Raw genomic sequence first — 26,623 nt, 5'->3', positions numbered from 1 at the left:
CTGCTGATCAGGGGTACGCGCATGGTGTCGATCCTGGCCGGTGAGGCGACACGGCTGAGGTGGTGGCGGACCGGCGTGAATATGTCCAGGCATCTGCGACGGCTGGTGCGAGGGTGAGCTTGCGGGGCCGGTCGGCAGGTCGCCGTCCCAGGAAGCGTCTTAGTAGCATGTCCGGCATGTTGCCTGTGAGCAGTCGGCTGCGTGTGGGAGGGGCCTTCGGGTACCTGCTGCTGGTCGCCGCGCTCGCATTCGGCGTCTTCGCCATGCACACGATGGGACATCCGGAGCACTCGTCCGGCTCAGGAACGGGCGGCGCATCTCATGCCGTCTCGGTCACGCACCAGGGCGACATGGCCCAGGGAGCTGCAGAGACCCGGACCTCCACCGAGCCCGTGGCAATGGTGGACCATGGGGCGGTTGCACCGACCGAACCGACCGCGGAAGGGCCCGTTACCGGCATGGACGTGCTGTCCGTGTGCGTGGCTGTTCTCACCGGATGGCTGCTCTGGCTGTTCCCGTGCGCGGCGGCTCGTCGGAAAGGCCAGCTGACGGCCCTGCTCGCCCGCGCGATGGCAGTGCTGCGTCCCTTCCCGCCACCGCCCAGACCTCTCCTCGTTCAGCTGTCAGTGCTGCGGATATAGGCCGGACCCGCAGCCCGGGCTTCGTCATGCCCGTGCACACGGCGTGTATCCCCCACCTTCACTGACAGAACTGATCAAGCGAGGTATTCGCACATGACTGCCCACAACCCTGCCCTGCGCCGCCGTCTCCGTCGTCGTATGGCGATCGTGAGCACCGTCGCGGCAGGCGGGCTGCTGCTCGCCGCCTGCGGCGGGGACGACATGGAGGGCATGGACCACGGGAGCGGTAGCTCCGCCTCCGCCACGCCCACGCAGACCGCGGGCGACAACCCGGCGCCCGGCGCGTTCAACGACGCCGACGTGATGTTCGCCCAGATGATGATCCCGCACCACGAGCAGGCTCTGGAGATGTCCAAGCTCGCGGACGGCCGGGCTTACGACGCGGAGATCAAGACCCTGGCCGCGGAGATCGAGAAGGCCCAGGATCCCGAGATCCAGACCATGAAGTCCTGGCTGAAGGCCTGGGGCAAGCCGGAGTCCGCCGAGGAGAGCATGCCCGGCATGGACCACGGGTCCGGTGGCATGGACCATGGATCCGGGATGTCCGGAATGATGTCCGACGAGGACATGAAGAAGCTCGAGGCCGCCAAGGGCACCGAGTTCGACCGCATGTTCGCGGAGATGATGATCGAGCACCACAAGGGCGCGATCACCATGGCGGAGGACGAGCAGAAGAACGGCCGCAACGCCACGGCCAAGAAGCTCGCAGCCGACGTCGTGAAGACCCAGTCCGCCGAGGTCGAGAAGTTCGAGAAGATCCTCGACCGGCTCTGATCCGCATCACCCACTGACCGCCCAGGGCTCCGAGGCGCCACCCGAGGAGCCCGGGCGGTCGTCTCCCCACGCCGCCATCACCGTGATCGGCCGTCGCCGCTCCGGTGCACACGTACGCCCCGAGGAATCATGAACAAGCGCCCTGCCGCCGTGGCAGCCACTGCCCTGGCTCTTGCCCTCACCCTGGCCGCCTGCTCCGGCAGCGGAGGCGACGCCGCGACCGGCTCCGCCGCTTCTGGGACGACCGTGAGTCACATCCACGGTCTCGGTCTGGACCCCGCCGATCAGCGCCTGTACGTCGCCACCCACGAGGGCGTCTACAGCCCCGACGCCAAGGGGGAGCCCGAGCTGGTGGGTGACAGCAAGGACGACTTCATGGGCTTCACCGTGGCCGGGGCCAAGACCTTCTACGCCAGCGGCCACCCGGCCTCCGGTGGCAACAAGGGGCTCATCAAGAGCACCGACGCGGGCAGGAGCTGGAAGTCCCTGTCCCTGTCCGGCGAGTCGGACTTCCACGCCCTGGAGTTCGCCCACGGCACGGTCTACGGCTACGACTCCACCAACGGCCTGGTCCGCACGACCAAGGACGGCGTCTCCTGGAAGGACGGCGCGCGGCTGGAAGCCATCGACATCGCGGTCAGCCCGCAGGACCCCGACCTTGTGCTCGCCACCACCGCCGACGGCGTGGCCCGGAGCGCCGATGGCGGCAGGACCTTCGCCAAGGGCGAGAAGCCGGTGATGGCCTTCCTCTCCTGGGCGGCGAAGAACGCCTTGTACGGCATCGACACCTCCGGGGGCGTACACCGCAGCAGTGACGGCGGACGCACCTGGAAGAAGGTCGCCACCGTGCCGGGCGGCCAGCCCCAAGCACTCACGGCCGTCGACGCCGAGCACATCCTGGCAGCCACCCAGACCGGGGTGTACGAGTCGAAGAACGGCGGCAACGCGTTCACGAAGCGCCTCGCCGTCGAATCGAACGGCGCCCACTGAGCGGTATCTCCCGGGCCGCGCGACTTCACACCAGAGCTCGACTCGGCGTCCACGTGGACCCCTGCGGTGCCCGATGGCTCCCGACGCCGCAGGGGCCTCACCCTGTGCTCCAAGTCCGGGCGACGGGGCGTCAGCCGGCCATCATGACGAGCATGGCGCACATCGTGCCGCCCATGCCGATGTGGGCCATCAGCGCTGCGGCCGGTGACGTACCCGGCGGGCGACGGCGGCTCCGGTTGCCTGCCGCCGCGTGGGCCCGGCGCTTGTTCCCTCCCGACCGGGCCTTGTCCCAGACGGACAGGGCCAGGGACGCGACGAACACCACGATCGCGTCGGGCAGGGCCAGGAACCGCCGTGCCCAGCGGCCCCTGCCTGCGCCGCGGCCCGCGCCCGCCTGCCGGTCGGTGCCGCGGAGCCGCGCCCATACGGACGCGACGATCGAGAGCAGGAAGTACAAGGCCAGCGCGAACAGAACGACACGCCACACAGAAGCGGAGCCTCCCGCCGCGGCGCTGTGGCCGGCGCCGGTCGTCATGTCGTGGGCGGTCATCCCTGAGGAGTGGTCCATGCCGGCCATGCCCGCCAGCTCCGGGGCTTCGGACGTTCCGGCGGACCCGTGGCCATGTCCGTGATTCATGCCGGCCATCGAGTGCCCACCCAGAGCCAGAGCCGGCGGGGAATCGGTGCCCGGCATGGCCAGCGTCATGATCACCATCGCGGCACTGCCGATGACGTGGTGTGCCCAGCGGCGACCGTGTTGCCAGCCGTGCAGCCGAGCGTGGTGCACGGACAGGGCCACACCGCCGAGGCCGACGGCGGTGAACGCCGTGACCCACCACAGGCCGTGGTCGCCGAAGCTGGCTGCCGTCGCGGGCAGGAACATCGCGGCCATGCCACCGGCCATGACGACGTCGCCTCCGGCGGCGAATCGGGCCTCTCCGTTGCCCGCTGCGGCGAGCCGGGCTGCGCTCACGACGGTCACGAGTGCGGCGACCGTCGTCAGCGTCCAGGTCAGAGCCGGACTTCCCATTGCTGCCCTCCGCATCGACCGGCCGTCGCGCGTGCGGTGGTTCGCGGACGCGTCGACGTGGGCCGTCCTCTGGCTGTTGTCTACGGATGCCCTTAGTACGTGGTGAGGCCAAGGCGCGTTCAGAAGGCGGAAGTTCCCTCTCCGAGGGCGTCAGTGCGGTGAAGGGCGCACGCCGGCCAGGGTGACCGTGACCAGGCGTCGCACGGCGGCCTCGGACGGCAGGGTTCGTGCTGCCGCCAGGGCGCTGAGGCAGTAGCGCGTGAGTTCGGCGGGCGGGATGTCGGCCCTGACGTCGCCGGCCTGTGCCGCCTCGGTCAGCAGGTCCTGAACCATGTGCTGGAGGCGACGGTGTGAGTGGGCGAGGTGGTCGCCGCTGTCCCGATGCAGGAACGCTCCCAGGTCCGTGTCGTGGTGGCCGTGGGACGCATGGGTGATGAGGGCGTAGGCCTCCAGGACCGCTTCGAGGCGCTTGCCCGGTCCGTCGGTCCGGTCCCGGACTTCCGTCAACCGGGCCAGGTGACCGGCGATCTCGCGCGCGTGCCAGGCGTGCAGGATCGCTTCGACGTCCGGGAAGTACTTGTACAGCGTGGCCCGCCCGATACCGGCCTTCTCCGCGATCTGAGACATCGTCACCGACAGGGGGCCCTTCTCGGCCGCGAGTGCGGCGGTGCTGTCCAGGATGGCGTCGCGCACCTCGCGGCGGTGCGCCTCGATCGTCTCGTTCCAGAGCTTCGGCACGCAGAAAGCGTACGGGACGCCGATGTGGAGACACTATGGTTTGACAGCGACAGAGTGTCTCGATAAAGCTGGGCTCGTTCGACCGGCACGCCGCCCAGGCCTGGGCGAGAAAAGGAGAACCCTCATGGTGGATCCGTCCCAGGAGCCGGCCACTCGCAAGACGGCCGATGGGACTTCCGGCAGCGCAACGCGCGCGGGAGTGCCGCGCTGGGTGAAGGCCGGGTTCGTCGCGCTGGTCGTGGTCCTGCTCTTCGTGATCATGCATCTGGTGGCGGGACCGGGTGGTCACGGTCCCGGCAGTCACTTCGGGGGACAGGTTCCGCCCGTCGGCGTGTCTGCACCCGACGGACCGTCCACCGGGGGCATCGGATGACCATGCCGCCCCGCCTGCGCAAGCTGGCCCTCGTCGCGCACGTCACGTCCTCGGTCGGTTGGCTCGGCGCGGTCGTGGCCTTTCTCGCCCTGGCGGTGATCGGCACAACCAGCCAGGACCCGGCGGCGGTGCGCGGCGTCTACCTCGTGATGGAGCCGACCGCCTGGTACACCCTCGTCCCGCTCGCCTTTGCCGCGCTGCTCACCGGCATCGTCCAGTCGCTGGGGACGCCTTGGGGCCTCTTCCGTCACTACTGGGTCCTGTTCAAGCTTCTGATCAACGTCGTGGCCACCGTCGTCCTGCTGATCTACATGGGGACGTTCAGGTCCATGGCGCACAGGGCGGCGGACCCGGAGGCTGAGCTGTCCTCGGTGCGCGACTTCTCTCCTGTGCTGCACTCCGTGCTCGCACTGGTCGTGCTGCTGCTGGCCATGGTGCTCGCGGTGTACAAGCCGCGGGGCGTCACTCCGTTCGGGCAGCGAAAGCAGGGAGCGCAGCGCGAGGGGCGTAGCGCGCCGGGTGCGGTGTCCGTGCCTCAGACGTGAGGGCACTGCGGTCGGGCGCGTCTGCGGCCCGGAGTTCGGCTTACCCCCTACGGGTATATTGGCGGCAGTCATCTCACCGGAACCCAGAGGGAAGCGATGCCCCCACGTGGAGCTTGTGCCCCGCGGACCCATGCCGCGCACGGCGTCGTCCGCTGGGTACGTGCCGCCGTCATCGCTCTGCTCGCAGCACTCGCCGTACTGATTCACCATGAGACGGTCGCCGTGGCGATCGGCCCGACCGCTTCATCCGCCACGCATGTGATGACGTCCGGCATGGTGATGTCGGGCGGCCATAGCGCACCGGCGACGGCCATGTCCGGGCATGAGCACCGAAGCACCGCCGGGCAGGCCGCAGAGCCGACGATGGCCTCCGTGCCGCCGATGAGCAGTGCTGATGGCCCGCCCTGCTCCGGTGTGGCCATGCAGCACTGCTCGACCGGGAGCTTGGAGGTCGTGAAGGTCCCGGTGCCGGTACAGACCCCGGCGCCGTGGGGTCTCCCCGCTCCCGAAGCCGTCGCCGCAGCGCCCCATTCCGCCGGGACAGTGGATCGAGCGCCCCCGGACCTGTCCGTTCTCTCTCAACTGCGCATTTAGGCCGTGCCCAACGGCTTCCTCGCGCCTTCGTCATGCCGAGGAGCCGTCCCAGCACGCCAACCACCGTATGCGCACACTGAGATCGAGGACACCCATGAACAGCATCAACCGCCGCTCCGTCCTGCTCGCCGGGCTCGGCGTCGCGGGCGTCGGCGCGCTCGCCGCCTGCAGCAGCGGCTCCAGCGCGGCACCCGCCCTGGTCAGCCCCTCAGGCTCGGCGGTCGCCGCAGCCGAGAGGAAGCGGAAGTGCACCGGCAGGACGCAGAAGGTGGCCCTGACCGCCGCGCCCGCCATGCTCGACCTCGGGGGCGGCGTCATGGCCAAGAGCTGGGCCTTCAGCGGCCAGGCCCCGGGCAAGGAGATCCGCCTGTCCGCCGGCGACACCCTGGCCGCCGAACTCTCCAACCAGCTGCCGAGTAAGACCACCACGTCCATCCACTGGCACGGCATCGCCATGCGCAACGATATGGACGGGGTACCACCGGTTACCCAGCAGGCCGTACGCGCGGGCGCCAACTTCACCTACCGCTTCATCGCCGACGCCCCCGGCACCTACTTCTTCCACCCCCACGTCGGCGTCCAACTCGACCGGGGCCTCTACGCGCCGCTGATCGTCGAGGACCCGAAGGAACCGCTGTCGTACGACGACGAATGGGTCGTCGTCCTGGACGACTGGGTCGACGGAGTCACCGGCACCCCCGACGAGGTCCTTGCCGAGATGCGGCGCGGTATGAGCGGCATGGACATGGGCGGCCACGCCGGCTCCGGTGCTCACGAGGGCCACGACATGGGCGACATGGACATGGGGGAGGACTCGCCGTCCCCGTCCGCCTCACCCTCGTCCGGTGGCTCGTCGATGAAGTTCATGCTGATGGGCGCCGAGAGCGAGCTGCTCGGTGGCGACGCCGGCGACGTGAAGTACCCGTACCACTTGGTCAATGGCCGTGTCCCCGCTGACCCCGCCGTCTTGCAGACCAAGCCCGGCCGGCGGGTCCGGCTGCGCATCATCAACGCGGGCGGCGACACGGCGTACCGGGTGGCGCTCGGCGGCCACAAGCTGACCATCACCCACACCGACGGCTTCCCTGTCGAGCATCAGCAGGTCGACGCCCTGCTGATCGGCATGGGGGAGCGGTACGACGTCCTGGTCACCCTCGGAGACGGCGTCTTCCCGCTCGTCGCGCTGGCCGAGGGCAAGGACGCCACCGGCATGGCCCTGGCGCGTACGGCATCCGGCGGTGCGCCGAAGGCCACCGTCCGCCCGAAGGAACTGAACGGCAGGATCCTGACGGCGTCAGAGCTGCGCGCGGCTGACGACGTACGCCTTCCGTCCAAGAAGGTGGACCGGGTGCACCGCGTCGAGCTGACCGGCGGCATGGACAAGTACGACTGGGCCGTCAACGGCAAGGCCTACGACATGGCCGACCCGACCGCGAATCCGCTCACGGTCGAGGAAGGGCAGCGGGTCCGGCTGGACTTCGTCAACAGCACGGAGATGTGGCACCCGATGCACCTGCACGGGCACACCTACCAGCTCGGGGACAGTGGCCCGCGCAAGGACACCGCCATCGTGCTGCCCAAGAAGAAGCTCTCCGTCGTCTTCGACGCCGACAACCCCGGCCAGTGGATGATGCACTGCCACAACGCGTACCACGGGGAGGTCGGCATGATGGCTCTGATCGCCTACCAGAGCTGACCGCCATCGCTGTGTTCGGTCCCGGGGTCTGACCCGTCCGGCAGGCCCCGGGGCCGGAAGTGAAGGGGCGCGACTAATGGCTTCGCCCTGGAAGTGGACTGGGAACTGCACCGGCTTCCTTCGAGGAGCTGTTCGGCATTCCGGCCCCAGTGGGACTGCCCGACGCGGCGCTGGTGCCGCGCTCACAGCGGCGGGGACGACAAGCTGGCGTGGGGCGGGGGCGTGGCCACCGGGGCGGCGCACCAATCAAGCGGGTGTCGGGCTCAGCTGTCACAGCTCGCAAGGAGAGGGGGCAGAGATGATCTGCGGCCTCACCGTGCGCGCCTCGCTCACTGAGATGGCCGCTGCCATTGTGCACGCGATGTGCACGGGGTGCTGCGCGATGGGGCTACTACGCAGGTCAGCGCGGTGCCCAGAAGCATCAGGACGTTCCCGGCAGGACAGTTCGTTCGTGCCGGTGACGGCCTGGGCCTGAGCCCCGCCACGGCCGGCCCGGCCGAATGGACACCGGCCGCGACAGGCGGACGGCGTCGAGCAGGTGCTCCGGTTCCTCCCCCCTTGCCGTCGTTCTCTTGACACGGCGCCGCTCCGAGGTTTCCCTTTCCATGTTGCGCATCACGATACCGTTGTGTGATGCGCAACCTGGGGTCATGGCGTGACTCCGGTCTCCCCACACCGCGGAGTAGCGCTACAGATGACTCGCAAGCCACCTGCCGAGGACCCCGGTGACGCCCGTCTGCGGGTCGGCCCGCCGAAGGAGTACGCCGCCGGCATCCCCGCGGTCACCTCCTCGCTCCGGCACGCGAGCGAACAGATGGGGGCCCGCCGCAGCCTGCTCACTCTGCTCCGGGTCAACCAGAAGGAGGGCTTCGACTGCCCCGGCTGCGCCTGGCCCGAACCGGAACACCGGCACAAGGCGGAGTTCTGCGAGAACGGGGCCAAGGCCGTGGCCGAGGAGGCGACCCTCCGCCGGGTGACCCCGGACTTCTTCGCCGAGCACACCCTGGAGGATCTGCTCCCGCGCAGCGACTACTGGCTCGGACAGCAGGGACGCCTCACGCACCCCATGTACCGCCCCGCCGGCGACGACCGCTACCGGCCGATCTCCTGGGACGACGCGTTCGCCGTGATCGCCCGCGAACTCGCCGCGCTCGATCACCCGGACCAGGCGGCCTTCTACACCTCGGGACGGGCGAGCAACGAGGCCGCGTTCCTCTACCAGCTCTTCGTCCGCATGTTCGGCACCAACAACCTGCCGGACTGCTCCAACATGTGCCACGAGTCCAGCGGCTCGGCCCTGACGGAGACCATCGGCATCGGCAAGGGCAGCGTCAGCCTGGAGGACCTCCACGAAGCCGACCTCATCCTCGTGGTGGGCCAGAACCCCGGCACCAACCACCCCCGCATGCTCTCCGCGCTGGAGAAGGCCAAGCAGCGGGGCGCCCGTGTCATCGCGGTCAACCCGCTGCCCGAGGCCGGGCTGCTCCGGTTCAAGAACCCCCAGCGGCCCTCCGGTGTCCTCGGCGGCGGCACCAAGCTGGCGGACCGGTTCCTGCAGATCAGACTGGGCGGAGACCAGGCACTCTTCCAGGCCTTCAACCGCATGCTGCTGGAGACGGAGGACGAGGCGCCGGACACCTGTCTGGACACCTCCTTCATCGAGCGGTACACGCATGGCTTCGAGGAGTTCGCCGAGCACGCCCGCAAGGCGTCCTGGGCGGACATCCTGGCGGCCACCGGCCTGTCCGAGGAGGAGATCCGGTCCGCGTTCCGCCAGGTGCTGGGCGCCGAGAGGATCGTCGTCTGCTGGGCGATGGGCCTGACCCAGCACCAGCACTCCGTGCCCACCATCCGGGACGTCGTCAACTTCCTGCTGCTGCGCGGCAACATCGGGCGCCCGGGCGCCGGCCTGTGCCCGGTGCGCGGGCATTCCAATGTGCAGGGCGACCGGACGATGGGCATCCACGAGAAGCCGGACGACGCCTTCCTGGACCGGCTCGGCGACGAGTTCGCCTTCACGCCCCCGCGCCACCACGGCCACGACGCGGTCAACAGCATCCGCGCCATGCGCGACGGGGAGGTGCGGGTCTTCGTCGCGCTGGGCGGCAACTTCGTCGCCGCGGCCCCCGACACCGACCTGACCGAGCAGGCACTGCGCAGGTGTCGTCTCACCGTCCAGATCTCGACCAAGCTCAATCGCTCCCATGTCGTCGCCGGGGAGCAGGCCCTCATCCTCCCGTGCCTCGGCCGGACCGAGGCCGACCTGCGGCCGAACGGGCCCCAGTTGGTCACGGTGGAGGACTCCATGGGCATGGTGCACCTCTCGCGGGGACGGCTGGCGCCCGCGTCCGGCCGGCTGCTGAGCGAGGTCGCGATCATCTGCCGGATGGCGCGGGCCGCACTCGGGGAGGCCGGCTCCCAGGTGCCGTGGGACGACTTCGAGGAGGACTACGACCGCATCCGCGACCGCATCGCACGCGTGATCCCCGGCTTCCAGGACTTCAACTCCCGGGTGCGGCGGCCGGGCGGCTTCGGCCTGCCCCATCCGCCCCGTGACGAGCGCCGGTTCCCGACCGCCACCGGCCTGGCCAACTTCACCGTCAACCGGCTGGAGAGCCCCGATGTCCCGCCGGGCCGGCTGCTGCTGCAGACGCTCCGCTCCCACGACCAGTACAACACCACCATCTACGGCCTGGACGACCGCTACCGCGGCATCCACCAGGGCCGCCGGGTCCTCTTCCTGCACCCCGACGACCTCGCCGAGCGAGGCCTGGCCGACGGCGACCTCGTCGACATCGTCAGTGAGTTCGAGGACGGCGTGGAACGCCGCGCACCGGCCTTCCGGGCGGTGCCGTACCCGACCCCCCGGGGCTGCTGCGCCGCCTATTTCCCCGAGACCAACGTCCTCGTCCCCCTGGACTCCACGGCGGCCGTCAGCAACACCCCCACGTCGAAGTCCATCGTCGTCCGGCTGGAACCGCGGTCCGCCGGTGCCCGGTCCGGCGGGACAACGGCACGTCCGCCCTCTTGACAGCCCTCTCCGGGCCTCGGATGGTTGTTGCTCATAGTGAAGCCTGATGCATTATCCGCAACGGTTATGCGCAACGACGCGTCACGGTGACCGCTCCGCCTGACCTTCTTCCGCGACCAGGACTCCACCACCACTGCCGTCTGTGGAAAGGACCAGCCGATGAACAGAACCCGCGAAAGGGATGATGGCCGCAGTAGTCCCGTCGAAGCGGATCTGCCGGGCAGCCCGGCCGCGTCCACCGGCCCTCGGACCGATCTGATCGTCTTCGGCGTCGCCGCGGCCCTCACCCTGGCCTTCGTCGTGTGGGGAGCCACCGCGACCGACACACTGGAGAGCGTGTCGGGGAGGCTGCTGGACGGAACCATCCGCAACGGCGGCTGGGCCTTCGTCCTCGCCGCCTCGGGCTTCGTGGTCTTCGCCCTCTGGCTGGCGGTCAGCCGTTACGGGCGGATCACCCTGGGAGCGGAGGGTGAGGAGCCCGAGTTCCGCACGGTCTCGTGGATCGCCATGATGTTCAGCGCGGGCATGGGCATAGGCCTGATGTTCTACGGCGTGAGCGAGCCGCTGTCCCACTTCGTCACGCCACCGCCGGGCACCGACCCGGCCGACGCCAACGAGGCCATGGAGACCGCCATGGCCACCACTCTCTTCCACTGGACGCTGCACCCGTGGGCGATGTACGCGGTGGTGGGCCTGGCGATCGCCTACAGCACCTTCCGGCGCGGCCGCCGACAGCTGATCAGCGCCGTGTTCACCCCGCTCATCGGCGAGCGGCGGGCGAACGGCTGGGGTGGCCGGATCATCGACATCCTCGCCATCTTCGCCACCCTCTTCGGCTCCGCGGCCTCCCTCGGGCTCGGCGCCCTGCAGATCGGCAGCGGCTTCACCGGACTGGGCTGGATGGGATCCGCCGGCACCGGTCTGCTGGTCGCCGTGATCGCGGTGCTGACCGTCGCGTTCGTCGCCTCGGCCGTGTCCGGGATCGCCAAGGGCATCCAGTGGCTGTCCAACATCAACATGGTGCTGGCGGTGTCGCTCGCCGTCTTCGTGTTCCTCGTCGGGCCGACCATCTTCATCCTCGACCTGCTGCCCACCTCCCTCGGCGCCTTCTTCGGCGACCTGACCCAGATGGCGGGGCGTACCGAGGCGTCCAGCGGCGAGGGCGTGGCGGACTGGCTGGCCGGCTGGACGGTCTTCTACTGGGCCTGGTGGATCTCCTGGACGCCGTTCGTCGGCATGTTCATCGCGCGCATCAGCCGCGGCCGGACCATCCGGCAGTTCGTGGGCGGGGTCATCCTGGTGCCGAGCACCGTCAGCCTGATGTGGTTCGCCGTCTTCGGCGGCTCTGCGATGCACCTCCAGGACGAGAAGCGCCTCGACGGCGCCTCGACCGCCCAGGGCCAGCTCTTCGACGTGCTCCAGCAGTACCCGGTCGCCACGGTGACGAGCGTGGTGGTGATGGTCCTCGTCGGGATCTTCTTCGTCTCCGGCGCCGACGCCGCCTCGATCGTGATGGGCACGCTCTCGCAGCGCGGATCCCTGGAACCGACCCGGGGCATCGTGGTGTTCTGGGGGGTGCTGACCGGGGCGGTCGCCGCGATCATGCTGCTCATCGGCGGTGGCAAGGGGGACGCACTCACCGGACTGCAGAACCTCACCATCCTCGCGGCGGCGCCCTTCACCCTGGTCATGGTCGGCCTGTGTGTCGCGCTCACCCGCGATCTGCGCCAGGACCCGCTCATCATCCGCGGGCGCATCGGCAAGGAAGCCATCGAAACTGCCGTCATCACCGGCCACGAGAAGTACGACGGCGATTTCGAGCTGCGCATCGGCCCCGTCGCGTGCAACGAGACCACGGAAGCCGCGCCGCCGTCCCAGAAGTCCCCGCCAGCGACGCAGACCCCCTCCGCGTCCGCTCGCTGAGCCCGCAAGTCCCCTCGCCCGGCGGGGTCGTGGCACGGACCTGGTCCGCCACGGCCCCGCCGGGCGTTCCCGCTGTTCCGGCCACGATCCGCCCCGCTGAGGGAACCTCGTCGCGCTCCTTGACCCCCGCTCGGCCCTCAATCATGCTGTGTTGCGACAAGTGAGATGCGTGCCGTAATAAGCAACATCCTGTTCGAGTCTCCATCAGTCGAGGAGTGGCCATGACGCACCAGGTCCGTGCTGTCGTCGCGCGGGGCAAGGGCGCCCCCGTCAGCCTGGAAACGATCATCGTGCCCGACCCGGGCCCCGGTGAGGCGCTGGTGAAGATCGAGGCCTGCGGGGTGTGCCACACCGATCTGCACTATCGCGAGGGCGGCATCAACGACGACTTCCCGTTCCTGCTGGGCCACGAGGCCGCGGGTGTCGTGGAGTCGGTGGGGGAGGGCGTCACCGACCTCGCGCCCGGCGACTTCGTCATCCTCAACTGGCGTGCTGTGTGCGGGCAGTGCCGGGCCTGTCTGCGCGGACGGCCGTGGTACTGCTTCGCCACCCACAACGCGAAGCAGAAGATGACTCTGACCGACGGCACCGAGCTGTCCCCGGCCCTGGGCATCGGCGCCTTCGCGGAGAAGACGCTGGTCGCCGCCGGGCAGTGCACCAAGGTCGACCCGACCGCGTCGGCGGCCGCCGCCGGTCTGCTGGGATGCGGAGTGATGGCGGGCATCGGCGCGGCCATCAACACCGGGAACGTCGGACGGGGCGACTCGGTCGCCGTCATCGGCTGCGGTGGTGTCGGGGCTGCGGCGATCGCGGGGGCGAACCTGGCGGGTGCGGCGAAGGTCATCGCGGTCGACATCGACGACCGCAAGCTGGAGACGGCCGCGAAGCTGGGCGCGACCCACACCGTCAACTCCAAGGAGACCGACGCGGTCGAGGCGATCCGCGAGCTGACCGGCGGCTTCGGCGCCGACGTGGTGATCGAGGCGGTCGGCCGCCCGGAGACGTACAAGCAGGCCTTCTACGCCCGCGACCTCGCCGGCACGGTCGTCCTGGTCGGTGTGCCCACCCCGGAGATGAAGCTCGAACTGCCGCTGCTGGACGTCTTCGGCCGCGGCGGTGCCCTGAAGTCGTCCTGGTACGGCGACTGCCTGCCCTCCCGGGACTTCCCGATGCTCATCGACCTGTATCTGCAGGGCCGGCTGGACCTGGACGCCTTCGTCACCGAGACCATCGCACTGGACGAGGTCGAGAAGGCCTTCGAGCGCATGCACCACGGTGACGTCCTGCGCTCGGTGGTGGTCCTCTGATGGCCGCCCGCATCGACCGCCTGGTCACCTCGGGGCAGTTCACCCTCGACGGCGGCACCTGGGACGTCGACAACAACGTCTGGATCGTCGGCGACGACACCGAGGCGATCGTCATCGACGCCGCCCACGACGCCGGCGCCATCGCCGAGGCCGTCGGCGACCGGCGTCTGGCCGCGATCGTGTGCACCCACGCCCACAACGACCACATCGACGCCGCCCCCGAACTCGCGGCGCGCACCGGCGCCCCGGTCCTCCTCCATCCGGACGATCTGCCGCTGTGGAAACAGACCCACCCCGACAGGGCGCCGGACGCCGAACTGACCGACGGCCAGGACCTCTCGGTCGCCGGGATCGAGCTGACCGTGCTGCACACGCCCGGCCACGCCCCCGGGGCGGTCTGCCTGTACGCGCCGGCCCTCGGCGCGCTCTTCAGCGGCGACACGCTGTTCGCCGGCGGGCCAGGGGCCACAGGGCGGTCGTACAGCCATTTCCCGACCATCGTGGAATCGATCCGGGACCGGCTGCTGACGCTGCCCGAAGAGACCGTCGTGCACACCGGACACGGGGACACGACCACCGTCGGCGCCGAGGCCCCGCACCTCCAGGAGTGGATCGACCGCGGCTTCTGACGCCCTCGGGGGTCCCACGCAGGCCCGTCCCATCGGCTCGCGGCGATCGCGATCCGATGGGACGGGCTGTTGTTGTATGTGAGTTGAGTTTTGTCTGACGCAACAAAAGGAACCGCCCAGAGCGGCCTCTGAATGCCTTGACAAGGGTTCTGGGCAACCCCAGACTGATGTTGCGCTTACCGCAATCCGTTTCGTTATACGCACCGAGGTGTCATGATGATTCCCGCGTGCCGTCTCGAGGATCTCCCCCGGGGCGAGGCCCACCGGCTCGACATCGATCCGCCGGTCTCGGTGTTCCACACCGACGACGGCGAACTCTTCGCCATCGACGACACCTGCACCCACCAGGACGCGTCGCTCGCCGACGGCTGGCTGGAGGGCTGCGAGGTGGAATGCCCGCTGCATGCTTCGAAGTTCGACCTGCGGACCGGTGCGGTCGACGCCCCGCCGGCCAAGCTTCCGGTCCGGACGCACGAGGTCTTCGTCGAGGCCGGCATGATCTACGTCCGGCTGTCCACGGACGCGCCCAACCTGCCGCCCTGCATCGCGGCCCGGCTCGCCGGAGGTCCCGCGTGAGGACGGTCGCCGTGGTCGGCGCCTCGCTGGCCGGCCTGTCGGCGGCGCGCTCCCTGCGCAAGCGGGGCTACGACGGCCGGCTCGTCGTCATCGGCGACGAACTCCACCGCCCGTACGACCGGCCCCCGCTGTCCAAGGAGTTCCTGGTCGGCACGCTGGGCGAAGCCGAACTCGCGCTGGAGACGGACGACGAGGACCTCGGGGCGGATTGGCTGCTCGGCGTCCGCGCCACGGGACTCGACCACGCGCGGCGTGCCGTCCGGCTGGGTGACGGGCGGGAGGTGCAGGCCGACGGGGTCGTCATCGCGACGGGTGCCGCGGCACGCACGCTCCCCGGCTCCGAGGGCCTGGCCGGCGTGCACACGCTGCGCACCCTGGACGACGCCCGCGCCCTGCGGGACGAACTGCTCCGCGGTGGACGCCTGGTGGTGATCGGCGGAGGCTTCATCGGAGCCGAGGTCGCCTCCACCGCGTCCTCCCTCGGACTGGACGTGACCGTCGTCGAGGCCGCTCGGACGCCGCTCGCCGGACCGCTGGGCGAGGCCATGGGGGCCATCGTCTCCGCCCTCCACGCCGACCACGGCGTACGACTGGAGTGCGGTGCGGGCGTCAAGGGACTGAGCGGGGAGCGGCGTGTCGACGCCGTCCTGCTGGAGGACGGCCGCAGCGTCCCCGCCGACATCGTGGTGGTCGGCGTGGGTGCCCGCCCCAACGTCGAGTGGCTGGCAGGCTCCGGCATCGCTCTCGACGACGGCGTCAAGTGCGGCGCCGACGGCCGTACCTCCCTGGCCGGCGTGGTCGCGGTCGGTGACTGTGCCAACTGGTACGACCCGCGCACGGGCCGGCACCGACGCGTCGAGCACTGGACGGGCGCGCGCGAGCGCCCCGACGCAGCCGTCGCCACGCTGCTGGCGGGGGGTGCGGTGGAACCGGGGGCGCCCCGGCCGCCGTACTTCTGGTCCGACCAGTACGGCGTCAAGATCCAGTTCGCCGGTCACGCGACCGGCGCCGACAGCGTGACCATCGAGGCGGGCACCGCGGACGACCGCGATGTCCTGGCCGTCTACCGGCGGGCCGGGGACCCGGTCGCCGTGCTCGGCATGAACCAGCCGCGGCTGTTCATGCGCTGGCGCAAGCAACTCGCCGCCGCCGCGTCCTGACTGTTCTCGGCGCGTGAACGACCCCTCCATGACGTCTTCCGAGGAGTGCAACGTGACCTCGACCAGCCTGCCGGACAGTCTGATCGCCACCCTCCCCGGCTCCTCCTACACGGACCCGGGGATCTTCGCCCAGGAGCAGGAGCGCATATTCGAGACCATGTGGTTCTGCGTGGCGCGTGCCTCCGAGCTGGCGAAGCCCGGTGCCTTCCGCACCGTCGACGTGGGCCGCGAGAGCATCCTCGTCACCCGGGCGAGGGACCACAGCGTCCGGGCGTACTTCAACGTGTGCCGGCACCGCGGTGCCAAGCTCTGCACCGAGGAGACCGGTGAGGTCAAGCGGGCCTTCCAGTGCCCGTACCACGCCTGGACGTACGGCCTGGACGGCAAGCTCGTCGCGGCGCCCAACCTCACCAAGATGCCCGACATCGGCCGCACCGAGTACGGCCTGGCGAGCGTGGCCGTGCGCGAATGGCTCGGCTACGTCTGGGTCTGCCTCGCGGAGAACCCGCCCTCCTTCGAGAAGGAGGTCATCGGCGAGATCGTCGCCCGCCTCGGCGACGTCGAGTCGATCGAGCGCTACGGCATCGAGGACCTCTCCGTCGGCAAGCGGATCGTCTACGACGTGAAGGCGAACTGGAAGCTCATCATCGAGAACTTCATGGAGTGCTACCACTGCGCCACGATCCACCCCGAACTCACCGAGGTGCTGCCGGAGTTCGCGGACGGTTACGCCGCCCAGTACTACGTCGGCCACGGCGCCGAGTTCGGCGAGGAGGTCCAGGGCTTCACCGTCGACGGCTCCGAGGGCCTGGACCGCATTCCCGGCGTCGCCGAGGACCAGGACCGCCGCTACTACGCGATCACCGTCAAGCCCCAGGTGTTCATCAATCTGGTGCCCGACCACGTGATCTTCCACCGGATGTATCCGGTGTCCGTGGACCGCACGGTCGTCGAGTGCGACTGGCTGTACCTGCCGCACGTCGTCGAGAGCGGCAAGGACGTCAGCCGGTCCGTGGAACTGTTCCACCGGGTCAATCAACAGGACTTCGACGCCTGCGAACGCACACAGCCCGGAATGGGCTCCCGGATGTACGCCAAGGGCGGCGTGCTGGTGCCCAGCGAGCACCACATCGGCGCCTTCCACGACTGGGTGAACGAGCGCCTGGGCACCCCTCAGGGGTGACTCGGCCGGGACTCAGCCCAGGTAGCCCATCCGGTGGCTGATCTCCTCGGCGCCCTTGAGCAGCACCGGGGCCAGCTCGTGCAGACGCTCCTCGGTGAACCGGTACGCGGGTCCGGAGGCGCTGAGCGCCGCGATGACCTCGCCGTCCCGGTTGCGAACCGGCGCGGCCATGGCGTGCAGGCCGATCTCCAGCTCCTCCAGCGTCCACGCGTAGCCGCGCTCGCGGGCCTCGGTGAGGTTCTTCTCCAGCTTCGTCTTCGCGGTGATGGTCCGCGGGGTGACCTTCTTCATCCCGGCGGCGGCCAGCAGCGCGGCGCGCTCCTTCGCGGGCATGTGGGCCAGCAGGATCTTGCCGCTGGACGTGGCGTGCAGCGGGGTCAGCTGGCCGACCCAGTTGTGCGCGGTGACCGCGCCCGGGCCGCGCACCTGGTACAGGTTGATCGCGTAGTGCTCCTGCATGACGGCGATGTTGACCGTCTCGCCGATCTCCTCGGCGAGACGCTCGCAGACCGGACGGCCCTGCTGGGTGATGTCGATACGGCCCGTGACCGCGCCGGCCAGGCGCACGATGCCGAAGCCGAGCCGGTACTTCCCGCGCTCGCCGGCCTGCTCCACCAGACCGCGCGCCTCCAGGGCGCCGAGCAGACGGAAGGCGGTGGACTTGTGGACGTCGATCTCGCCCGCCACCTCGCTGACCCCCGCCTCGCCACGCTGAGCGAGGATCTCCAGAACGCTGATGGCGCGGTCCACCGACTGCACGCCGCCGGCGTGCGAATTCGACGCTTCTGTGTCAGGGCTGTAGTTGCTCACAGTAAAACTATACGCGCAGTAAACAACACACCTGCAAGTAACGCTGCCGAAACGATGCTCGGCAAGTTGCGTTGTTCGCAACCTGGTGCGCATAGCGGGACCAGGTCTAGCATGCCTCGCACATCTACGGCGCGAGCGAGACGAGGCACCATGGCTCCCCTGCAGTACGACTTCGTCATCGTCGGTGGCGGTTCGGCCGGCAGTGCGCTGGCGAACCGGCTCTCCGCCGACCCGGCCAACCGGGTACTGGTACTGGAGGCGGGCCGGCCGGACTACCCGTGGGACGTCTTCATCCACATGCCCGCGGCGCTGACCTACCCGATCGGCAGCCGTTTCTACGACTGGAAGTACGAGTCCGAGCCCGAGCCCCACATGGGCGGCCGGCGCGTCTACCATGCGCGCGGCAAGGTGCTGGGCGGCTCCAGCAGCATCAACGGCATGATCTTCCAGCGCGGCAACCCCATGGACTACGAGCGCTGGGCGGCCGACCCCGGCATGGAGACCTGGGACTACGCGCACTGCCTGCCGTACTTCCGGCGCATGGAGAACTGCCTCGCGGCCGACCCCGACGACGAGTTCCGTGGCCACGACGGCCCTCTCGTCCTCGAACGCGGCCCGGCGTCCAACCCCCTCTTCGACGCCTTCCTCAAGGCCACCGAGGAGGCGGGCTACGCGCCCACGGACGACGTCAACGGCTACCGGCAGGAAGGTTTCGCCAAGTTCGACCGGAATGTCCATCGCGGACGCCGGCTGTCGGCCTCGAAGGCGTACCTCAAGCCCGCGATGAAGCGGCCCAACCTCACCGTCAGGACCCGCTGTCTCGTCACCCGCGTCCTCTTCGAGGGCAAGCGCGCGGTCGGAGTCGAGTACCAGCGCGGCCGGGGCGCCCTCCAGCAGGTCCGCGCCAAGGAGGTCATCCTGTGCGGCGGCGCCATCAACTCCCCGCAGTTGCTCCAGCTGTCCGGCGTCGGCAACGCCGGGGAGCTGCGCGCCCTCGGCATCGACGTCGTCCACGACCTGCCGGGCGTCGGCGAGAACCTGCAGGACCACCTGGAGGTGTACATCCAGTACGCCTGCAAGCAGCCCGTCTCCATGCAGCCGTACCTGGCGAAGTGGCGGGCCCCCTTCATCGGTCTGCAGTGGCTGTTCAGGAAGGGCCCGGCCGCGACCAACCACTTCGAGGCCGGCGGCTTCGCCCGCAGCAACGAGGACGTGGACTACCCCAACCTGATGTTCCACTTCCTGCCCATCGCGGTCCGCTACGACGGCTCCGTGCCCGCCGGCGGCCACGGCTACCAGGTGCACGTCGGACCCATGTACTCCGACGCCATCGGCTCCGTGAAGATCAAGAGCAGGGACCCGCGCGAGCACCCGGCGCTGCGCTTCAACTACCTCTCCACCGAACAGGACCGCCGCGAGTGGGTCGAGGCGATCAGGGTCGCGCGCAGGATCCTCAACCAGCCCGCGCTCGCCCCCTACAACGACGGGGAGATCTCACCCGGTCCGTCGGTGGAGACCGACGAGGAGATCCTCGCCTGGGTCGCCAAGGACGGCGAGACCGCCCTGCACCCGTCCTGCACCTGCAAGATGGGCACCGACGAGATGTCCGTCGTCGATCCCACCAGCATGCGGGTGCACGGCGTGGACGGCCTGCGCGTCGTCGACGCGTCGGTGATGCCGTACGTCACCAACGGCAACATCTACGCCCCGGTGATGATGGTCGCCGAGAAGGCCGCCGACCTGATCCTCGGCAAGGAGCCGCCGGCGCCGTCGAAGGCCGCGTACTACCGCCATCGTGACGTCCAGGAGCAGACGGAGTAGGTGTTGAGCGCGACAGGTCTGAGGGCGCTGCTGGAGAGCGTCCGCTACGAGGTGCTGCCCGCGAAGGCCACCGAGGGCAAGGTCCTCGCCCACGTCCCGCGCGACGTCGTCGTCACCGTGACGGCGTCGCCGGTCAAGGGCCTGGAACCGACCCTGACCCTCGCCTCCAGGCTCGCCGCGCAGGGATACCGGGTCGTCCCGCACGTGCCGGCCCGGCTGCTGCGGGACGACCTCCACCTGAAGGAGGTCACTCGCCGGCTCCTGGAGGCGGGCGTGGACGACGTGTTCGTCCCCGCCGGTGACAGCGACCCGCCCGCCGGGGCCTACGGCGGCGCCCTCCCGGTCCTGCGCAGGCTGAGCGAGCTGGGCAGTCCCTTCGCCCGCGTCGGGATCACCGGCTACCCGGAGAGCCATCCGCTCATCGACGACGACGTCACCGTCCAGGCCATGTGGGACAAGCGCGAGCACGCCACCTACATCGTGAGCAACCTGTGCTTCGACCCACGGGTGCTCGGGGAATGGCTCGTGCGCGTCCGGCGCCGTGACATCACCCTGCCCGTGTACATGGGGGTCGCCGGGCCCGTGCAGCGGGCGAAGCTGCTGGCCATGGCCACCAGGATCGGGGTGGGGGAGTCGACGCGCTTCCTGACGAAGCACGCCTCCTGGTTCGTGCGTTTCGCGGCTCCCGGCGGGTACGCCCCCGAGCGGCTGCTGTCCCGTGCCGAGGAGGCCCTCACCGCACCCTCGGCGGGCGTGGCGGGCCTGCACCTGTTCACGTTCAACCAGATCGCCGAAACGGAGCGGTGGCGCCGTGCGCTGCTGGACCGGCTGGGCGGCTGAACCGGGAGAAGGCAGGAGACGGAGACCGACTCGCGCCGTATACGAAAGGTCGGGACCGGAATCCGGTCCCGACGCCTTCGTGACCTCGGTTCAGCGGAAGACCACCGTGCGGTTGCCGTCCACCACGCGCATGGCGAAATCGTCATCCGTCCCCTCTTGACGTGGGTACTCCCATTCGACACTGTGTTCCACCACAAGCAATCGGGTGCACGATGCGCAACGAATTCCATCGAAAGGCTCGTCGCGTGGCAGACCTGTATGTGGACGGCGAATGGCGGGATTCGGTGGACGGCGGTCGCCGGGAGATCCGATGTCCCGCCGACGGGACGCTCGCGGCGACCGTCTCGGAAGGCGCACGCCCCGACGCCGAGGCGGCGATCGCCGCCGCACGGCGCGCCTTCGACACGGGGATCTGGCCGGGCACCCCCGAGCGGGAGCGCGGCGCGCTGCTGCTGCGCACCGCCGACATCCTCGAACGCGACGCCAAGGAATTCGCCCGCGCCGAGTCCCTCGACACCGGTAAGCGGCTGGTGGAGAGCGAGTACGACATCGCCGACGTCGTCTCCTGCCTCCGCTACTACGGCCGGCTCGGCGGCACCGACGCCGGCCGTGTGATCGACACCGGCCGCGACGACGCCGTCAGCCGCGTCGTGTACGAGCCGGTCGGCGTGTGCGGGCTCATCACCCCCTGGAACTACCCGCTGTTGCAGGCCAGTTGGAAAGTCGCCCCGGCGCTCCTCGCCGGCAACACGATCGTCCTCAAGCCCAGCGAGCTCACCCCCTCCACCTCGATCCTGCTGATGAAGGCACTTCAGGAGGCGGGGCTCCCGGCCGGCGTCGCCAATCTCGTCCTCGGCACCGGGCCCGAGGTGGGCGCGCCGCTGTCCGAGGACCCGGCCGTCGACATGGTGTCCTTCACGGGGGGTCTGGAGACCGGCAGGCGGATCATGGCCACCGCCGCCGCGACCGTGAAGAAGGTGGCGCTGGAGCTGGGCGGCAAGAACCCCAACGTCGTCTTCGCCGACGCCGACTTCGCCACGGCCGTGGACTTCGCGCTCACGGCCGTCTTCCTGAACTCGGGACAGGTCTGCTCGGCCGGGGCCCGGCTGATCGTCGAGGACTCCCTGCACGACCGCTTCGTCGACGAGGTGGTGCGCCGGGCCCGGCGGATCCGGCTCGGCGGCCCCTTCGATCCCGCGGCCGAGACCGGAGCGCTGATCTCCGCGCAGCACCTGGGGAAGGTCGAGGCCTACGTCGAGGCCGGGCTCGCCGAAGGCGCCGTACTGCGCTGCGGGGGCGCCCGGCCCGACGACCCGGCGCTGGCAGGCGGCCACTACTACCTGCCGACCGTGCTCGACGAGTGCCGGCAGGACATGCGCGTGGTGCACGAGGAGTCCTTCGGGCCCGTGCTCACCGTGGAGCGCTTCACGGACGAGGACGACGCCGTACGCATCGCGAACGACACCGCGTACGGACTCGCCGGAGCCGTGTGGACGCAGGACGCCGGCAAGGCCCAGCGGGTCGCCCGGAGGCTGCGTCACGGAACGGTCTGGATCAACGACTACCACCCCTATGTGCCGCAGGCGGAATGGGGTGGCTTCGGGCAATCGGGCGTGGGCCGGGAGCTGGGACCGACCGGCCTGAACGAGTACCGCGAGCCCAAACACATCTGGCAGAACATCCAACCCCGGCCGCAGCACTGGTTCCGCGGCTGAACGCCGAAAGAAGGTCGAACGTGACCACACAGACCGAGGTGCCGCAGCGGCGCGGCACGTCCCAGGACTCGGGCTCCACCCCGGTCATCTCCGTGCGCAGGCTGTGGAAGGTGTTCGGACCGAAGGCCGACCAGGTCCCGGATTCCGAGGAGCTGTGCGGGCTGACCCGCCGCGAGCTGATGGACCGCACCGGATGCACCGCCGCCGTGCGCGACGTCCACTTCGACGTCTCGCCCGGCGAGGTCTTCGTCGTCATGGGGCTGTCCGGCTCCGGCAAGTCCACCCTGGTGCGCTGCCTGACCCGGCTGATCGAACCCACCGCCGGTGAGATCGTCTTCGAGGGCGAGGACATCCGCCAGGCCGACGACAGGCGCCTGCGCGACCTCAGACGCCGGAAGTTCTCCATGGTCTTCCAGCACTTCGGTCTGCTGCCCCACCGCCGCGTCGTCGACAACGTGGCGTTCGGGCTGGAGATCCGCGGCGTCGGCAGGGCCGAGCGCGTCAGGCGGGCCCAGGAGGTCGTCGAACTGGTCGGCCTCGCGGGCTACGAGAACTCCTACCCCGACCAGCTCTCCGGCGGCATGCAGCAGCGCGTCGGCCTGGCCCGGGCGCTGGCCGGTGATCCCGACGTGCTCTTCTTCGACGAGCCGTTCTCGGCGCTCGACCCGCTGATCCGCCGGGACATGCAGAACGAGGTCATCCGGCTGCACCACGAGGTCGGCAAGACGATGGTGTTCATCACCCACGACCTGTCCGAGGCCCTCAAACTCGGCGACCGCATCCTGATCATGCGCGACGGCGCGATGGTCCAGTGCGGCACCGGCGACGAACTGGTGGGAGCCCCGGCGGACGACTACGTGCGCGAGTTCGTCAAGGACGTCCCGCGCGGCGACGTGCTGACCCTGCGGTGGATCATGCGGCCCCTGGAGGACGGCGACGCCCTGGACGGTCCCGAGCTGGGCCCGGACGTCGTGGTGAAGGAGGCCACCCGGGCGGTACTGGCCGCCGACAAGCCGGTCAAGGTCGTCGAGAACGGCAAGCTGCTCGGCATCGTCGGCGACGAGGAGATCCTCGCGGTGGTCGCCGGGCAGGAAGGCGGCGCGTGATGACCGTCGCCGTCGAGAAGCCCGACGAGACGCGGACGGCGCAGCCCGCTCCCGCCGCCGAAGCGGCACGCAAGGTCAGCAGGTCCATGGTGGTCGGCGCCATCCTGGTCGTCTGGCTGGTGCTCTTCGCCGTCCTGCGCGGGAAGCAGACCCTCGCCCTGGCCGCGGCGGACCTGACCGACCTGCACCGGTGGTTCAACGACGTCAACGACTCCATCGGCGCGAACCGCAACTCCAACCCCCTCTTCCTGTACTTCTTCAACGAGATCCGCCTGGTCATCGACACCCTGGTGACCTTCGTGCAGGAGCTGATCTCACAGCCCTCCGCCGACCGCCCCGCCCCGCAGATCGGGTGGCTGGGTGTCGTCGGCATCGCCGGCTATGTGTCCTGGGCCGTGGGCAACTGGCGCGTCGCGCTGCTGGCGGTGGCCGGCTTCACCTTCCTGGGGCTCCAGGGGCTGTGGCAGGAGAGCATGGACACCCTGGCGCTCACCCTCTCGGCCGTCTTCGTGGCGCTGCTGTTCGCCCTCCCGCTGGGCGTGTTCGCGGGGCTGTCCGACCGGTTCAACCGGATCATCACGCCCGTGCTGGACTTCATGCAGACGATGCCCACCTTCGTCTACCTGGCCCCGCTGACACTGTTCTTCCTCATCGGCGGAGCCTCCGCCACCATCGCCACGGTGATCTACGCGGCACCGCCGGCGATCCGCATCACCGCCCACGCCATCCGTTCCGTGCCCGAGGCCACGGTGGAAGCGGCCGACTCGCTGGGGGCGACGCGACGCCAGGCCCTGCTGAAGGTCCTGCTGCCGATGTCCAAGCGAACCGTGGTGATGGGCGTCAACCAGACCATCATGGCCGCCCTGGCCATGGTGACCATCGCGGCCCTCATCGACGCGCCCGGCCTCGGCAAGACCGTCGTACAGGCGCTGCAGTCGCTGGATGTGGGCACGGCCTTCAACGCGGGACTGTCCATCGTCGTCATGGCGATCGTGCTGGACCGGGTCACGACCGCGGCCAGCGCGCGCGAGGAGGCGGCCCGGCGATCGAAGAACCGCTTCCTGGCGTGGCGGCGGCCGCTGCTGGGCGCGGGCGCCGCGGCGACGGCCGTCCTGATCTACATGTCGCACACCTACGTGTGGGCGGCGGAGTTCCCGGGCGAGGGCGGGACCGGCAGCACCATCGCGAGCGCGGCCGACACCGCGACGACCTGGGTGCAGGACAACCTCTCGGGCCTGACCAACGCCGTCCGCGACGTCATCACCAACGGGCTGCTCAACCCGTTCCAGTCCCTGCTCACCGACTCCCCGTGGTGGCTCGTCGGCGCCGTGCTGATCGCGCTCGGCGTCGTCCTCGGCGGGGTGCGCGCCGGTCTCACCACGACGGTGTGCGTGGGGCTGCTGGTCGCCACCGGCGTGTGGTCGGACGGCATGACGACGCTGGCCTCGACCCTCGTCGCCACGGTGCTCGTGATGCTTCTCGGCATCGTCTTCGGCGTGTGGATGGGACGCAGCGCACTCGTGGACCGGATGCTGCGGCCCAGCCTGGACGCGGCACAGGTCATGCCGCCGTTCGTCTATCTCGTACCGTTCCTCGCGCTGTTCGGCGCGACCCGCTTCACGGCGATCGTGGCCGCCGTCGTCTACGCGGCCCCCGTCGCCATGAAGATCATCGCGGACGGGGTGCGGAACGTCCCCGCGACGACCGTGGAGGCGGCCACCTCCGCCGGGTGCAACACCTGGCAGATCATCACCAAGGTCCAACTGCCGATGGCACGCGGCGCCCTGACTCTCGCGACCAACCAGGGCCTGATCTACGTGCTGTCGATGGTTGTGGTGGGCGGCCTGGTAGGAGCGGGCGCCCTCGGCTACGACGTCGTGGCCGGCTTCTCACAGGGGCAGCTGTTCGGGAAGGGACTGGCCGCAGGGCTCGCCATCGTCCTTCTCGGAGTCATGTTCGACCGGATCACTCAGGCAGCGGCGCGGCGTACCAGCGCGTAAGGAGCAACTGACCATGGCAAGGCAAGCAAGACACTGGAGAGTCGGCGCGGCCGGCATAGCGGGCGTGGCCGTTCTCGGGCTCACCCTCACCGCCTGCGGCGGCGCGAAGGTCGGTGACAGCTCCTCGGAGGCCGGCGGCTCGGGCGGCTCCGCCAAGTGCGGCACCTTCAACCTCGCGGTCAACCCGTGGGTGGGCTACGAGGCCAACGCGGCGGTCATCGCGTACGTGGCGGAGCACGACCTCGGTTGCAAGGTCACCCAGAAGGACCTGAAGGAGGAGATCGCCTGGCAGGGCTTCGGCACGGGCGAGGTCGACGCCGTCGTCGAGAACTGGGGTCACGATGACCTGAAGAAGAAGTACATCACCGACCAGAAGACCGCCGTCGACGCCGGCCCGACCGGCAACGAAGGCCTCATCGGCTGGTACGTGCCGCCGTGGCTGGCCAAGGAGCACCCGGACATCCTCGACTGGAAGAACCTCAACAAGTACGCGGCCGAGTTCAAGACCTCCGAGTCCGGCGGCAAGGGCCAACTCCTCGACGGCGACCCGTCGTTCGTCACCAACGACGAGGCCCTGGTGAAGAACCTGAAGCTCGACTACAAGGTGGTGTACGCGGGCAGCGAGACCGCCCTCATCCAGGCCTTCCGCAAGGCGGAGAAGGACAGGGAATGGGTGATCGGCTACTTCTACGAGCCGCAGTGGTTCATGTCCGAGGTGCCGCTGAAGAAGGTCAAGCTGCCCGAGTACAAGGAGGGCTGCGACGCCGACGCGGAGAAGGTCGCCTGCGACTACCCCGTGTACAAGCTCGACAAGATCGTCAGTGCGAAGTTCGCCAAGTCGGGCAGCCCCGCCTATGACCTGGTGAAGAACTTCACCTGGACCAACGACGACCAGAACGTCGTGGCGAAGTACATCGCGGTCGACAAGATGGCCCCCGAGGCGGCGGCGAAGAAGTGGGTCGAGGCCAACCGCGCCAAGGTGGACGCCTGGCTCAAGTAGGCCCTGCACGGATGCCCGGTGGGCGGTGCGCACGGACACGCGCCGCCCGCCGGGCATTCCTGTTTTCCACGCCGTTCTCCGACGTCACCGGACCTCTTGACACCCACCTGGACGGCAGGCACATTGAGTTGCGCAACCTGA

General features: G+C 69.6%; 23 protein-coding genes. 19 read left to right on the top strand and 4 right to left on the bottom strand.

Translation table 11 applies throughout. The features are described from left to right. Positions 1-176 precede the first annotated feature (176 nt). From ACSUPV_RS03960 to ACSUPV_RS03950, 3 genes are all read left to right on the top strand, one after another. The gene (locus ACSUPV_RS03960; protein WP_436946922.1) at positions 177-641 is read left to right on the top strand and encodes a DUF6153 family protein; all 465 of its coding nucleotides are present in this window, start codon (positions 177-179) and stop codon (positions 639-641) included. A 93-nt stretch (positions 642-734) separates the two neighbouring features. Further along, positions 735-1,415, top strand: a complete 681-nt coding sequence (locus tag ACSUPV_RS03955) for a DUF305 domain-containing protein (protein WP_436946921.1) — start codon at positions 735-737, stop codon at positions 1,413-1,415. 129 nt (positions 1,416-1,544) lie between these two features. Then, a complete protein-coding gene (locus ACSUPV_RS03950) occupies positions 1,545-2,405 on the top strand; it encodes a F510_1955 family glycosylhydrolase (RefSeq protein ID WP_436946920.1) in 861 nt (286 codons plus the stop codon). A gap of 130 nt (positions 2,406-2,535) precedes the next feature. Here ACSUPV_RS03950 and ACSUPV_RS03945 read toward each other — a convergent pair whose 3' ends face one another. Together ACSUPV_RS03945 and ACSUPV_RS03940 are read right to left on the bottom strand one after the other, a co-directional pair. Beyond that, on the bottom strand, positions 2,536-3,435 hold the full coding sequence (locus tag ACSUPV_RS03945; RefSeq protein WP_436946919.1) for a DUF5134 domain-containing protein: 900 nt from the start codon (positions 3,433-3,435) through the stop codon (positions 2,536-2,538). Positions 3,436-3,585: 150 nt separating this feature from the next. Then, positions 3,586-4,173 carry a TetR/AcrR family transcriptional regulator gene (locus ACSUPV_RS03940; protein WP_031120042.1) on the bottom strand — a complete coding sequence of 196 codons (588 nt, stop codon included), beginning with the start codon at positions 4,171-4,173 and terminating at the stop codon, positions 3,586-3,588. Between the two features lie 124 nt (positions 4,174-4,297). Here ACSUPV_RS03940 and ACSUPV_RS03935 point away from each other — a divergent pair, with 124 nt between their 5' ends. Together ACSUPV_RS03935 and ACSUPV_RS03930 are read left to right on the top strand one after the other, a co-directional pair. Continuing rightward, positions 4,298-4,546 (top strand): hypothetical protein, encoded by a 249-nt coding sequence (locus ACSUPV_RS03935; protein ID WP_436946918.1) that lies wholly within the window; start codon positions 4,298-4,300, stop codon positions 4,544-4,546. Beyond that, positions 4,543-5,091 carry a hypothetical protein gene (locus tag ACSUPV_RS03930; protein ID WP_436946917.1) on the top strand — a complete coding sequence of 183 codons (549 nt, stop codon included), beginning with the start codon at positions 4,543-4,545 and terminating at the stop codon, positions 5,089-5,091. Before ACSUPV_RS03935 ends, ACSUPV_RS03930 begins: the two co-directional genes overlap by 4 nt. Before the next feature lie 203 nt (positions 5,092-5,294). Here the strand turns inward: ACSUPV_RS03930 and ACSUPV_RS03925 are convergent, their stop codons facing one another. Continuing rightward, positions 5,295-5,513 carry a hypothetical protein gene (locus ACSUPV_RS03925; RefSeq protein ID WP_436946916.1) on the bottom strand — a complete coding sequence of 73 codons (219 nt, stop codon included), beginning with the start codon at positions 5,511-5,513 and terminating at the stop codon, positions 5,295-5,297. Positions 5,514-5,779: 266 nt separating this feature from the next. On the opposite strand from ACSUPV_RS03925, the gene ACSUPV_RS03920 reads away from it, so the two are divergent. The 8 genes from ACSUPV_RS03920 (at position 5,780) to ACSUPV_RS03885 (ending at position 17,190) form a co-directional block, all read left to right on the top strand. Continuing rightward, positions 5,780-7,381 carry a multicopper oxidase family protein gene (locus ACSUPV_RS03920; RefSeq protein WP_037764677.1) on the top strand — a complete coding sequence of 534 codons (1,602 nt, stop codon included), beginning with the start codon at positions 5,780-5,782 and terminating at the stop codon, positions 7,379-7,381. Between the two features lie 694 nt (positions 7,382-8,075). After that, positions 8,076-10,412, top strand: coding sequence for an FdhF/YdeP family oxidoreductase (locus tag ACSUPV_RS03915; RefSeq protein WP_436946915.1), 2,337 nt, complete (start codon positions 8,076-8,078; stop codon positions 10,410-10,412). 159 nt (positions 10,413-10,571) lie between these two features. Continuing rightward, the gene (locus ACSUPV_RS03910) at positions 10,572-12,335 is read left to right on the top strand and encodes a BCCT family transporter (RefSeq protein ID WP_436946914.1); all 1,764 of its coding nucleotides are present in this window, start codon (positions 10,572-10,574) and stop codon (positions 12,333-12,335) included. A 221-nt stretch (positions 12,336-12,556) separates the two neighbouring features. Continuing rightward, positions 12,557-13,642, top strand: a complete 1,086-nt coding sequence (locus ACSUPV_RS03905; protein ID WP_037764671.1) for an S-(hydroxymethyl)mycothiol dehydrogenase — start codon at positions 12,557-12,559, stop codon at positions 13,640-13,642. After that, a complete protein-coding gene (locus ACSUPV_RS03900; RefSeq protein ID WP_382609213.1) occupies positions 13,642-14,271 on the top strand; it encodes an MBL fold metallo-hydrolase in 630 nt (209 codons plus the stop codon). The genes ACSUPV_RS03905 and ACSUPV_RS03900 overlap by 1 nt, the downstream gene beginning before the upstream one ends. A 213-nt stretch (positions 14,272-14,484) precedes the next feature. Then, positions 14,485-14,847, top strand: a complete 363-nt coding sequence (locus ACSUPV_RS03895; protein ID WP_031120031.1) for a bifunctional 3-phenylpropionate/cinnamic acid dioxygenase ferredoxin subunit — start codon at positions 14,485-14,487, stop codon at positions 14,845-14,847. Beyond that, positions 14,844-16,007 (top strand): NAD(P)/FAD-dependent oxidoreductase, encoded by a 1,164-nt coding sequence (locus ACSUPV_RS03890; RefSeq protein WP_359787909.1) that lies wholly within the window; start codon positions 14,844-14,846, stop codon positions 16,005-16,007. The genes ACSUPV_RS03895 and ACSUPV_RS03890 overlap by 4 nt, the downstream gene beginning before the upstream one ends. Positions 16,008-16,059: 52 nt before the next feature. Then, entirely contained in the window at positions 16,060-17,190 is a 1,131-nt protein-coding gene (locus ACSUPV_RS03885; RefSeq protein ID WP_037764649.1) for an aromatic ring-hydroxylating oxygenase subunit alpha, read from the top strand. A 12-nt stretch (positions 17,191-17,202) separates the two neighbouring features. Here ACSUPV_RS03885 and ACSUPV_RS03880 read toward each other — a convergent pair whose 3' ends face one another. After that, positions 17,203-17,949, bottom strand: coding sequence for an IclR family transcriptional regulator (locus ACSUPV_RS03880; RefSeq protein ID WP_031120028.1), 747 nt, complete (start codon positions 17,947-17,949; stop codon positions 17,203-17,205). Between the two features lie 201 nt (positions 17,950-18,150). Between ACSUPV_RS03880 and betA the strand changes: the two genes are divergently transcribed. The 6 genes from betA (at position 18,151) to ACSUPV_RS03850 (ending at position 26,482) form a co-directional block, all read left to right on the top strand. Beyond that, positions 18,151-19,821: a choline dehydrogenase gene (gene betA, locus ACSUPV_RS03875; RefSeq protein WP_031120027.1), complete on the top strand. Its 1,671-nt coding sequence runs from the start codon at positions 18,151-18,153 to the stop codon at positions 19,819-19,821. Between the two features lie 3 nt (positions 19,822-19,824). Next, entirely contained in the window at positions 19,825-20,661 is an 837-nt protein-coding gene (locus ACSUPV_RS03870) for a 5,10-methylenetetrahydrofolate reductase (protein WP_436946913.1), read from the top strand. Between the two features lie 245 nt (positions 20,662-20,906). Then, positions 20,907-22,376 (top strand): aldehyde dehydrogenase family protein, encoded by a 1,470-nt coding sequence (locus tag ACSUPV_RS03865; protein WP_359787916.1) that lies wholly within the window; start codon positions 20,907-20,909, stop codon positions 22,374-22,376. A gap of 20 nt (positions 22,377-22,396) precedes the next feature. After that, positions 22,397-23,482, top strand: coding sequence for a quaternary amine ABC transporter ATP-binding protein (locus ACSUPV_RS03860; protein WP_037764643.1), 1,086 nt, complete (start codon positions 22,397-22,399; stop codon positions 23,480-23,482). Then, complete coding sequence (locus tag ACSUPV_RS03855) at positions 23,482-25,482, top strand: ABC transporter permease (protein WP_031120020.1); 2,001 nt, start codon at positions 23,482-23,484, stop codon at positions 25,480-25,482. Before ACSUPV_RS03860 ends, ACSUPV_RS03855 begins: the two co-directional genes overlap by 1 nt. Before the next feature lie 13 nt (positions 25,483-25,495). Then, positions 25,496-26,482: an ABC transporter substrate-binding protein gene (locus tag ACSUPV_RS03850; protein WP_037764639.1), complete on the top strand. Its 987-nt coding sequence runs from the start codon at positions 25,496-25,498 to the stop codon at positions 26,480-26,482. Positions 26,483-26,623: the final 141 nt, after the last annotated feature.

Source organism: Streptomyces sp. SudanB52_2052 (assembly GCF_964272415.1).
Classification (GTDB): Bacteria; Actinomycetota; Actinomycetes; order Streptomycetales; family Streptomycetaceae; genus Streptomyces; species Streptomyces olindensis.
This window is presented reverse-complemented; position numbering and strand designations above follow the sequence as displayed.